This is a genomic window from Halodesulfovibrio marinisediminis DSM 17456, assembly GCF_900129975.1.
GTDB classification, from domain to species: Bacteria; Desulfobacterota; Desulfovibrionia; order Desulfovibrionales; family Desulfovibrionaceae; genus Halodesulfovibrio; species Halodesulfovibrio marinisediminis.
The window spans coordinates 209,364-219,762 of the sequence record NZ_FSRG01000007.1 but is presented as its reverse complement, the minus strand read 5'-3'; the positions used below and the strand labels follow the sequence as shown (position 1 = coordinate 219,762).

At 46.2% G+C, this 10,399-nt stretch carries 11 protein-coding genes and 1 pseudogene; 2 read left to right on the top strand and 10 right to left on the bottom strand.

Annotated features, from left to right (window positions below):
- Both BUR09_RS16995 and BUR09_RS15125 read left to right on the top strand, forming a co-directional pair.
- Positions 1-1,216: pseudogene (locus tag BUR09_RS16995) on the top strand (hypothetical protein); the annotation flags it as partial.
- Positions 1,217-1,399: 183 nt separating this feature from the next.
- Positions 1,400-1,978 carry a TetR/AcrR family transcriptional regulator gene (locus BUR09_RS15125; protein WP_074217785.1) on the top strand — a complete coding sequence of 193 codons (579 nt, stop codon included), beginning with the start codon at positions 1,400-1,402 and terminating at the stop codon, positions 1,976-1,978.
- A gap of 96 nt (positions 1,979-2,074) precedes the next feature.
- Here BUR09_RS15125 and BUR09_RS15120 read toward each other — a convergent pair whose 3' ends face one another.
- From BUR09_RS15120 to BUR09_RS15075, 10 genes are all read right to left on the bottom strand, one after another.
- The gene (locus tag BUR09_RS15120) at positions 2,075-2,566 is read right to left on the bottom strand and encodes an FCD domain-containing protein (RefSeq protein WP_074217784.1); all 492 of its coding nucleotides are present in this window, start codon (positions 2,564-2,566) and stop codon (positions 2,075-2,077) included.
- Positions 2,567-2,786: 220 nt separating this feature from the next.
- On the bottom strand, positions 2,787-4,154 hold the full coding sequence (locus BUR09_RS15115; protein WP_074217783.1) for a hypothetical protein: 1,368 nt from the start codon (positions 4,152-4,154) through the stop codon (positions 2,787-2,789).
- A 12-nt stretch (positions 4,155-4,166) separates the two neighbouring features.
- Positions 4,167-4,658 (bottom strand): hypothetical protein, encoded by a 492-nt coding sequence (locus BUR09_RS15110; protein ID WP_074217782.1) that lies wholly within the window; start codon positions 4,656-4,658, stop codon positions 4,167-4,169.
- Positions 4,637-5,116 carry a hypothetical protein gene (locus tag BUR09_RS15105; protein ID WP_074217781.1) on the bottom strand — a complete coding sequence of 160 codons (480 nt, stop codon included), beginning with the start codon at positions 5,114-5,116 and terminating at the stop codon, positions 4,637-4,639. The genes BUR09_RS15110 and BUR09_RS15105 overlap by 22 nt, the downstream gene beginning before the upstream one ends.
- Positions 5,113-7,170 (bottom strand): hypothetical protein, encoded by a 2,058-nt coding sequence (locus BUR09_RS15100; protein WP_074217780.1) that lies wholly within the window; start codon positions 7,168-7,170, stop codon positions 5,113-5,115. Before BUR09_RS15100 ends, BUR09_RS15105 begins: the two co-directional genes overlap by 4 nt.
- A gap of 29 nt (positions 7,171-7,199) precedes the next feature.
- Positions 7,200-7,760, bottom strand: a complete 561-nt coding sequence (locus tag BUR09_RS15095; RefSeq protein ID WP_074217779.1) for a hypothetical protein — start codon at positions 7,758-7,760, stop codon at positions 7,200-7,202.
- A gap of 95 nt (positions 7,761-7,855) precedes the next feature.
- Positions 7,856-8,257 carry a hypothetical protein gene (locus tag BUR09_RS15090; protein ID WP_074217778.1) on the bottom strand — a complete coding sequence of 134 codons (402 nt, stop codon included), beginning with the start codon at positions 8,255-8,257 and terminating at the stop codon, positions 7,856-7,858.
- Between the two features lie 20 nt (positions 8,258-8,277).
- Positions 8,278-9,192 carry a major capsid protein gene (locus tag BUR09_RS15085; protein ID WP_074217777.1) on the bottom strand — a complete coding sequence of 305 codons (915 nt, stop codon included), beginning with the start codon at positions 9,190-9,192 and terminating at the stop codon, positions 8,278-8,280.
- A 12-nt stretch (positions 9,193-9,204) separates the two neighbouring features.
- Positions 9,205-9,948, bottom strand: a complete 744-nt coding sequence (locus tag BUR09_RS15080; protein ID WP_074217776.1) for a hypothetical protein — start codon at positions 9,946-9,948, stop codon at positions 9,205-9,207.
- Positions 9,949-10,009: 61 nt separating this feature from the next.
- Entirely contained in the window at positions 10,010-10,387 is a 378-nt protein-coding gene (locus tag BUR09_RS15075; protein ID WP_074217775.1) for a hypothetical protein, read from the bottom strand.
- Positions 10,388-10,399 lie beyond the last annotated feature (12 nt).

Genomic DNA, 10,399 nt, shown 5'->3' with positions numbered 1-10,399 from the left:
AGAGCCAGAGCCAGAGCCAGAGCCAGAGCCAGAGCCAGAGCCAGAGCCAGAGCCAGAGCCAATAGTTCTGCTAAAAGAAGATATAATTCAAGTAGAAACCACAACGGAAGAACTTGAAATTACTTCAGAGGCTGATGCTGAACCATCTTCACCTATTGTAAAGAAAACTCTGCAGTCAGAGTTTACTGAAAAAGAGCAACCTGCTGATGATGGTCACTCAACTGAAGACCCTCTTGAAACTATCGATTCATCCATCCAACAAGATGACGTTACTGAAGACCTGACTGATGACGCGAAGCCCGCTCCCAACAAGGACGAAGACTGTGAAAAAGCTGAACAGTCCGCTACCCAGTTTAACGCTGAATACACAAAGCAATCAGATGAACACGAACAGGGCAAAGTAGATGAAGAATTTATTTTAGAAGAAATTGAAGAAACGCTTGTGCATGACTCTACTGACGCGGAGCTACCCACCCCAAAACTGATTACTCCAGAAGAGGAAGCGTACTTAAAAGAAGTGCTCGAAAGTAATAGTGGGGCAGGAAACACGTCTGAGCAACCTGATGCATTTTCTGACAACAATGAAGAGTTGCTACTTGATGAAAATCAAGCACATGACCATATTATGGAGGAAGAAGAAAACAGCATAACACCTCCACCGTTATTGTCTTTTGATGATTTGGATAGCGAAGAAGCTACAAACGCGATTTTTGAACGCATAGCTCAAGAACGAAGAACTCAAGAAGCCCAGAGCCGTGTAACATCTGATAACCATGAAGCCTTCAACAGCATTACTGAAAACAATGAAGAGACACCAACCTGGGATGATACCCCCCTTACTGAGGCAGTAAGCCACCTGACACTTAATTCAGACAAAGTGTCCCATCCGGCAGAGGTAATTGATAGTGTGTTTCTTCCACAAATTCCTAAAATAATCTCTCAACTGCAGGAAACTTTTGAAGAAGCCTCTCTTCTTCTTGAGCAAGAGAGTATGTCAGGAATTCTCCATACTGCCGAAAGGCTACAACTGCAGGCACAAAAATATGCACTCCGCGAAATTGATAAAATGGCAAGTTGCGTTGCCCGTGCAGCAGAGGCACAAGACCAAAAAGCAGTTGTTAATCTTATGAAAGAATTAGAATCGACAGTGGTACAAACAGGTAAGGCCTTGCGAGATGTCTACAAGCACAGCACAGACACAACAGAAAATCTGTAGAAAAGCACGGTCTACGTGCCCTGCACGCTATTCGCCCCTAGGTGAAATTTTATAGCCTCCCGTACCGAATATCTGCTTCAAGTCGTTGACAGCCTCACGGTATCGCGTTATCCCCTCTCACCTGTGCGAGTACACACTGGCGCAACTGATTCACATACTGACAAATACAGGTATGAGGCTACCATGAAACGCGATATTATTCTTGATACTGCTGCACGTCTTTTTGCTGAACGTGGATTTAGTAATACACCTACCAGTCTTCTCGCCAAAGAAGCAGGTGTTGCAGAAGGTACCATATTCCGTCACTTCCGCACTAAAGACGATATTTTTCTTACACTCATTACAAACGTAAAAAACCAGCTCATTGAAGATATTGAAAAATATCTTGAAGTACGTGAGCCGGAAAATGCGCTTGAAAAAGTAGAATCTGTGATTAAATCTTTTTACGTCTTCGTAAAAAAGAATCACATGGAATTCTCCCTTATTTTCCGCGATGCACCAACCCGTTACTGCGGTAACAGCGAAGATTTCTTCGTACAGATCAAAGAAATCTATGCATACGTTACTGGCTACCTTTGTGACTCTATTGAAGAAGGTAAACTTGACGGCTCAATCATCGCAGACATTGATTCTCAGGAAACAGCGGACATGCTTATGGCTACTATGGTCGGTCTTGTTCGCGGCATGCACTTTGGCTTTATTGAGCCATCTGACAACATGCTTAAGACTGTTTTGCGTAACTTCAAAAAAGTTCTCTGCTAAAACAGCCTGATTTACTCGCAGCACCCGCGCAGCTTCCGCACGAATATTTCCGCTGCCGAGTACACATAAAAAAAGCCGCTTTATGCGGCTTTTTTGTCAATTAAGATACACAGAATAGTATGTTCCCATTCGTAGCAACTGGCCGCGTAAAGCAGCACACGCACCTACTTCGTCAAACTCTTCAATACAACGCACGAGCTTTTTATTATGCTCATACAACACCTTTCGGTTAAACACGACTGACATGTATAGTTCCCGACCTTCTTCAAACATCGGTATCAACTGCACTGAAAGCATAGACAACATACAGTTTGAGGCCAAAACAAAAAGCTCTTCATAGAACCGACGCAAAACAAGCTTTGTTTCGACATCCGAATGTAACACGGCTTCCTGCATTGATAGCAAATCGTGCAACCGCCCGACCCCTTTGACAGTGGCATTTCTCACCACAGATTCAAGTAACGCCGTCTCAATGTTGTACTGAACTTGTAAAATATCCTGCAAACGAGAGCTATACTCGCACGCTCTTCCATTCGGGCCACACGAACCACTACACACCTGTTGAACACACTTCATCTGTTGATACACGACTACTCCTATCACTTAGAAATAAAAGGATATCAGAGAAAAGTGTAAGCTCCATTATATTGTATAGCTTAATTAAACAACAAACAACATCATCCTCTATTCTATCTACATATAAGAAGAATCTTCCTCTATAAAAAATCTAGACATCAATTAGTCTTATTATATGCTGTAGTCCTTCTAGAAGCTATACAACAAACAGGACATTGAGCATAGCCTGCGACTAACAAAAAACATCTTTCTCCAACGCATTCAAAACCGTAGAAATGTCCTTATCTTCTTTTCGAGCCGAAATTACAGAAAAAAATATATAGCGCAGTAAGGTCACATCCAATAGTACACCCCGCCGCTCTAGGTTATAGTCAGCATCTGCATATTTAATCTTTTGTTCTGTAACCAGCATCTGCAACTTTGATTGAGCTCTTTCCAACAAGTCTAATAGGCGTTCATTTTCAAACTGAATTTTCGGCGAATACTCCTCTAGAACATCATACAGCAACAGAACATCATATGGAGCCAACGCCTCATCTGGAAAAACACAATATGGTTCTGCATCACGTTCACCGTTTACAGCAGAAGCAAAGGCTTCGACAAACCTCTCAGGCTTCGTTTCCCACCGCTGTTTGCGCAACACGTGTAATAGAGCTTGTCGGTCACTTTCAGGAAACAGCTTGGAATCATACAAAACTGCTACTGCCTGTACTCTATCGCCATTGACCAAAAACTCACACATCTCTCGTGCTGCATTTCTTCGTTTTACCGCTGTAAGCATAGTATCAATCTGGAAAAACTGTGCACGCTCTGCTTCAACCCGTTCCAACAAGAACGAATGACTTTTTTCTGAAATATTTAAAGATGTTGGCGAAGTCTCATGACAAGAAGTATATAGTTCTTCCACACGTTGATGCGGATCATCGGTAGTCAGTGTTTTTAAAAGTATACTATAAGCATGATCACTTGCACTGCGCAAAAGAATATTCGACACGGTCTCTGCATCTGCCTTCCGAAGCAACTCTTTGCGTTCTGCAAATAGTACCGATGCAGCATTAGGATTATAGACAGCAATCTCAGAAAGGAAACTGCACAACAGAGCTGAAGTATTTGTACGCTTCTGTACCATGTTCTCTGCACAGTTCTCACCTCTGACTGCCCATACCAAATCTTCAGTCTGTGACATCTTCTCCAGTAAGTCATTCAAAGCTTCCAGCATACTTTTCCGAGAAACATCGTCACTTGCTGACTCACTAGCAGTTGCATACGCACGACCAAGAAGCATAGCATCATCACACAACCCTTTAAGACGGGTACGGCACAATACTTCTGCGTGCTCTTCTATCTGCTTTTTGTTTGCAAACAGTTCTGACTGTGAATGTAGCACGGCACTGCCTATCAGCTGAGAAGCAACTGCACCTTTTGTAAAGTCGTTTCCACCGGACATCGCTTCAAAAAAAACTTCAGAAACGGCTGCACCAGACGTCAGTCCGTTATCTGCCACCGAACGCATTTCCTGCTCGGCACTTACAACTTTCTCAAGAGCTTGCAACGCCTCTACAGAATCCACAGGCATAGCTTTCTTATCAGTATTACGCATGGTCATTAGCCCTTACTTAAATAGTGAAAGCCCTTTTTGTGCTGATTGAATAAGAAATAACGGGTCAGAAAGTGTCTCTTCCCACGAATCTCGTTCATAAGACTGTCTCGGAGTAACACTGCGGGCTTCAGCCTTGGTTTTGGCCACATCATATTCCCATGCTTTAATTTCACTTTCATAACGAATATCGTTCATCCGCTCCTGAGCATAGGCTCTGTTATTTACAAGCAGATCAAGTGCACTTCCAGAAGCAAGAGATACATTGTTTGCCGCAAACGTACTTTGTATGCGACCTTCAGATTGGAGGTAGTTACGCCGCTCCCGTTCAACGTTACGCTCTCCCTCCGCCAAAGCATAACTTGCTTTTTGCTGTGCTGCGTATGCATCAACCGGTGCCGTATTAACTGCGTAGCCACTGGTTTTGATTTTTGCACTCCCCTGATTACTCGCCACTGCCGACGCAGCAACGCTCAGCAAAACACCTACCCCCACGACGGAACACATACTCTTTCCTCCTTATAAAAAACATAAAACGGCATATTGAACGGACCATACGGTACAGAAGTATCTTCAATGGTGAACCCCATTCTCCGAAGCCAGCAAATCGACCTGGTATTACGGGCATCAACCCTATTTCTAAGCACCGGAAAAGCCCGATGCATCAATAATAGAATTTGCTTCGGCCAACGAAAAAACACCCGTGGATCGGAACAAATTTCATCTGCTCCAAGCAACCAAGGTTGCCCTACTCCCAATTCATCTATCGAAGGGGCAACACCGAATACAGCCACAATAGCCTCACCTTTTTCTGCACACCAGAGCATTGTAGAAAATCGGGCGCATGCAACCAGCACATCATCCGGATTATGCCCGTAGGCTGCCCATACCTCATCATAATCCTGCTGCCGCAAACGCCCTCGTAACGCTATTGCGTCCTCAATCGTTGCCTTGCGGACTATCATCGTTCACCTATTTCGACCTGCATTGAATATGAAAGTAACGTAAAAGGAAGCGGCTCTTCCTGTCTAAACAGAACATTAGATTGCATTTCATAACCGCCATTAACCTCTACAACCGTTTCCCCGCTAAACAATGCAGGTGTAGCATCAAGGACAGCACCATCACCCAACAGCACCGGTAGAGGCTCTACATTTCCAACCCCGACCTGAACGCCCGAAGATTCGTACAGATGCAGACACATTCTGTTTACACGCCTAGTTCGCCCTCTACTACTGCCGCTTTTCAGCATCACATCTTGCTCAGTTGGAATAAGTTCCGATGAGTACTGTAATCCGGCATGCACAACAGACGCAGCGTACGGCAAGATAATCCTACCTTCTGACACAACTTGCGGAGGTATTACAAAACCATCAGCCAAAATCTGAATGCTCTTTCCTTCAAGATGATCAAGCCCTGAAAATGTAGCTGTTTTCTCTCCACGATAGCTTACACCCGAATCAACAAAGAACTGTTCCTCTATACCATCCATACTGTATGGAGCCAGTCGCTCAACGTAACGATATGCTGCCCCGTTAACATTGCGCGTGACCACACACCACAGCTCATCCCCTTCACTCCCCTTGATGCAACATACCGACTCAAATTTTCCTTCAGTCACATGTCTATGCCATCCAACCACATCATGCTCACGCTCGTAGGTAAAGGCGGCCAAGGAGCCATCTGACAGCACGCACCACACAACAGAATACGGCTCCTGCTGATACGCCCACGACACAACAGGATTTCCTTTAAGCAAGTGTTCAGAAAGAATTGAAAGCTCAGTCCCCATATATCCGTCTTTCTGCAAGGAATACAGGAACTCACGGATAACTTTCCCTCCTTGCTGTAAAAAGAGAATACTTTCTCCAACAACCAGAGGTGGAACAGGTGCTGCACCAATGGTGCTTTGTCGTTCGAACTTGATTGAGGACGGGGTGACAGCCTTGTTATCTCCGCCACTCAGGCTCCATTCACTTCCCGCTGTGCCAACTATGAGTTGTCGCCCCGGAACCATCCATTCAATCTTGTTCACCCTCTCTGCAGCAAGAGTTGCAGCAATACCGTCATCATCACGTAACGGGTCAGATATATTGAAATTCGTATAGCTTCCCGAGCGACTCATCCAGATTGTCTGTGGCTGACTGCGGGTTGCAGCAAAACACAATCGCTGTTGATAAAACTGCACTGCACTTGGATACTCATCAACACGCTGAAATAATTTACGAGAAACTGGATATCCCTCTGAAAAATCAGGAGTTGCCCCGCGATCTACCCATTTTTTGCTGGAGGCATGTCCTACAAATCCATATTTTCCGGACTCATTCCAGCACTTATAGATGGCATAAACAGCGTCAGCCTGTTCCGACTGCCATGTGAGTGTTACAGTAGAGGCAACAGAAATAGTTTCAGGTCCCTGAAATGTTATTGCTTCAGAGGGCTCACTTTCTTCCCTAGTAAATGGATCAATAGCAGTAACCACATATGAATACTCTCTTGAAGCGATTCCCTTACTCTGCGCATTCAAGTTTATCGGCGGCTTCATACTGCTACCCAAAACCATCTGTTCAATGTACCACAGAGCATGGCCTCCACGGCACAACTTATGAGGCAGAGTAAAGCTGCTCGCAATAAAAAGGACATCCGCAGACTGACAGATTGAAAGAAAGTCCAGCATCTCGCTAGTCCATGGAGTTCCAATTTCTATAGGAGTACCTGTTTTGTTAACAACTAGACCACCATCCTTCCACACCCGAATATATTTATTTCCAAACTCAAGAATATATGTCTGGTCTACATTAAATGAAAAAGGAATAAGCCTGACACGGGAGGTGTTCTCACGACACTTGCCTATGAACTGAAACCCCGGTCGCCGCAATGCTGGCCCATGAGGAAGCACCAGCATGTTGTGTAATTTTGTACAGCCGTTCCCGTACCTAACCTGATCTGTCCGGGCTCCCATGAGAGGAGATAACTCACCCCCGTTAAAGTTGTTCTGTATTACAGTGACCGCACTCATTCTTCTCTCCCGTTACCCCGCCTAAAGACTTATAGCGTTCTGGCCTGTAACCAACCATCAGACTCGTCAACCTGCTGTACACCTTCTGCTCCATCTACCGCCGCAGCCCGTGCAAAGGCATCAGCAAACTTGCGATACATAGTTTGTTCAAGCTTTGTACTGTTCATCAAGGGCACGGCCAGCTCAGCAGCGAGTTTGCGTGCCAGCACCTCAACAAAAAGCGCTGGATACTGCGCTGGATCTGTCACTCGTACTGTAATGATAGCCTTTGCCGGATTACTATCCGTGTACAAAACACGTCGCTCCACAACTTCAAACGGTTTGCCGTCCTGTAACTGGCGTACACCAATGCAGTCTGCTGGAAGCTGATACGCCCATTCAAAACCAAATGGCGGACTGTCGGGTAGCTTGGGCAGCCGTTCGTAACGAGTTGCAAAACTCCAATGATGCGCCTCCAGCAATTCATCGCGAACCTCTTCATACAGATAACTACATAACTCGGCCCCGCGTGTTTTTTCTTCCAGTGAACTGATGGGACTGCCTCCTACAAACTGCAAACCTTTATTGCAGATGGATACTGCTGACCTCATAAATACTTCCTTTTCATAAATCCTTACATGTCCAGAGAGCTGGGCATACCCTCTGGACATTATGGATAACGCCCTTTGATATCGCGTTTTATTACTTATCGAGGCAGGAAGTCACAGAAGACATCCACGCCTCCAGTCACTCCCGTCTTATTCGTAACTATTCTGCAACGAACATGCTTTGGGGCATTAGACGGAATAGGCAGACGAGCAAGTTCTTCGCCTTTCTTGTACTTTGTTACGCTGCCCGCAGTGGTCACAACAAAATTCACAGGCAGCAAAGTGAAGGTTGTATTATCGTCACTACCTTCAAGCTGTAAGGTCAGCTGGGTAGAAGCCGGAATACTCACAGCATCCGCCGCCGCCATCACAACTTCAACAGCCCCCATGGTAGAACCTGCTTTAATAGAACCACCGTTTCCTACAGAGCTGCTGTTAGCAGGAAGAGTCTGCGCCTTTGCCAAATACTCGCCGTTTACTCGCAAGGTATGCTTATACATTGTTGTCTCACCTCATTTCGTTACACAGTTCGCGCTGCTTCTGTACCATCAAGGAAGTTGTATGAAGTCACAATTTCCACACCGTTCCAGTGAGTAATCTGACGATCAAGATCGCGACCGCCAGGGAGCACCTGAAGTGATTTCCCTTTATGTTCATTGAGCAAAGTCTGCGCCTTACCATGCATAAACAGATATGTAGTGCCAGAGGTCGCACGCACATCTGCAAGAAGGTCATCAATCATCATCGCAGTAGGTGTGTTACTTTTGTTGATGTTAACCAAAGCTGCTACAGAATACGCATTGGCAATCTGCAAACCGAAATAGGCTTTCAAGCGACAGCCATAACAGAGAACTCCTTCATGCTTCCCAGAAGACGCCTTATAAAGCTGACCGCCGTTGATTGGCTGTACATCAAGCAATGTGCCCTGCTTAAAGCTTTCGCTAGAATACAGGCCGGTGGTTTCACCAGACACAAAACGTACAGCAATAATTGAGTAGCAATCGTCAGTAGAAGCGCCGGCACTTACCACACGCTTGTTATCTGCTGCCCAGCGGAGAAAGTTGTCGTAGATAATGCGCTGTTCCGCAGCCATACCGGATTTACGGATAATCTTAGGAAGCTTGCGTGCAAAGTAGGCTTCCTTACTGCCAAACATACGAGCAGTATCTTCCGGACACTCAATTTCACCGCCAAGAATGGAAAGATCGACTTTTTTAAGATCGCTGGTTACATCCACCCCCGGTAAAGGCGCATTCATTTCAACCCAACCTGCACCTTCAACGTCTGTCACATCCTCGTACATGTTCCACAGGCCATGGGATGCTTCCTCAAATGGAATAACCCCCAGTACCGGTGCTTCCTCGGTTAAGCTATCCACCTGCTGTGGCTGCTTTGTGCTGTGAACAGTTGCGAGCTCTTTCAGTGTTGCACCCATAATTCACCCCTCCTAACGGGTTTTAAATACTTCGTTACGTAAGAAATCTTCAGTAGACATAGAGCGTGCTGTCGCACTGCCACCCGCATGCGGAATAAAATTCTCCTCCTGAAGCAGATCCCCCACACAGGCCATCATTTCTGCAAACACATGGTTGTTACCCAACCCTGCCTCAAGCATCGGCTTCAGGCGTCCACCAAGCTGTGTATCCAAGGCACGCACTGCACTGTTTGCCACCGCTAGGCGCTGTTCAAACTGTCCTTTCCATGCGCCGTTCTGCAAAATATTCATAGAGAGCTCACGCTCAGCATCCATCTGGCGCGTCTGTTCCTTCAAGTAAAAGTCTACCGCCTGTTGAGCCTGCTCGTTACTCAATCCACAGTCCGCACAAAACGCCTGATAATTATCCAACAGCTCCTGGCTTACAGGAATATCGTCTGGAAACTTCACAGCAAACGGCGACATCTGCCCAACCTGAGAGCCCGCGGACTCCTGTTGTCCATTTGTAGACTGACTCTCTCCCTGTGCTGAAAAAGTCTGCGACACGTCCTCCACACCTTGTTGATTTGACTGACTGTTGCCACTCAATACAGTATGTCCTGTATTCGCAGTGGATTGTACAGGCCGCCCATGGGCACCTACGCCTGTTGAACTATTCTGTTCTGCACCCACAACAGGGGCAGAAGAAACGCCCTGCTTACTCCCATCCGCTTTCAAATCCGACACAGTACCTGTTTTATCCATCACGGTATGCATATCTACCCTCCCGTTTTCGACGGTGCTACCGAGTTCCGTTCATTGTTATCCCAACCGCTAGTTACATTCCGCTGTTCCCAGTTGCCGCCCACTCCTGAGAAAACTGGAGTTGCAATCGCACGTGGCATACCGGATCAGCCAATGCGACATCCGCCATGCGGTCACGCGCATACTCCAATAGAGCCACCCGCTCCCGCATATGCTCATCCCGTGCAAGCCTGTTATTCATACATGCCTCATCCAGCCACATGCGCAGCACTCGCACCCCTGCTCCAGATTCAAGGCGCAGCACTTCCCGTAAATCTTGTAAATACGAAATAATCCGAGTCTCTGCGTCTGCGCTTCGTGCCTGTTCCACACCATAGTCTTCTGCTAATAGCCGCGAGAGTTCTGTTTCACTCAATTCACACAGCCCTTGCAGTTCTGTATCTGTCTGCATTTTCTCTCCACA

Bases quoted from the DNA above. Each gene is read 5' to 3' on its own strand.
- BUR09_RS15125 (WP_074217785.1), top strand. From the start codon at position 1,400: ATGAAACGCGATATTATTCTTGATACTGCTGCACGTCTTTTTGCTGAA.
- BUR09_RS15115 (WP_074217783.1), bottom strand. From the start codon at position 4,154: ATGCGTAATACTGATAAGAAAGCTATGCCTGTGGATTCTGTAGAGGCG.
- BUR09_RS15110 (WP_074217782.1), bottom strand. From the start codon at position 4,658: ATGTGTTCCGTCGTGGGGGTAGGTGTTTTGCTGAGCGTTGCTGCGTCG.
- BUR09_RS15105 (WP_074217781.1), bottom strand. From the start codon at position 5,116: ATGATAGTCCGCAAGGCAACGATTGAGGACGCAATAGCGTTACGAGGG.
- BUR09_RS15100 (WP_074217780.1), bottom strand. From the start codon at position 7,170: ATGAGTGCGGTCACTGTAATACAGAACAACTTTAACGGGGGTGAGTTA.
- BUR09_RS15095 (WP_074217779.1), bottom strand. From the start codon at position 7,760: ATGAGGTCAGCAGTATCCATCTGCAATAAAGGTTTGCAGTTTGTAGGA.
- BUR09_RS15090 (WP_074217778.1), bottom strand. From the start codon at position 8,257: ATGTATAAGCATACCTTGCGAGTAAACGGCGAGTATTTGGCAAAGGCG.
- BUR09_RS15085 (WP_074217777.1), bottom strand. From the start codon at position 9,192: ATGGGTGCAACACTGAAAGAGCTCGCAACTGTTCACAGCACAAAGCAG.
- BUR09_RS15080 (WP_074217776.1), bottom strand. From the start codon at position 9,948: ATGCATACCGTGATGGATAAAACAGGTACTGTGTCGGATTTGAAAGCG.
- BUR09_RS15075 (WP_074217775.1), bottom strand. From the start codon at position 10,387: ATGCAGACAGATACAGAACTGCAAGGGCTGTGTGAATTGAGTGAAACA.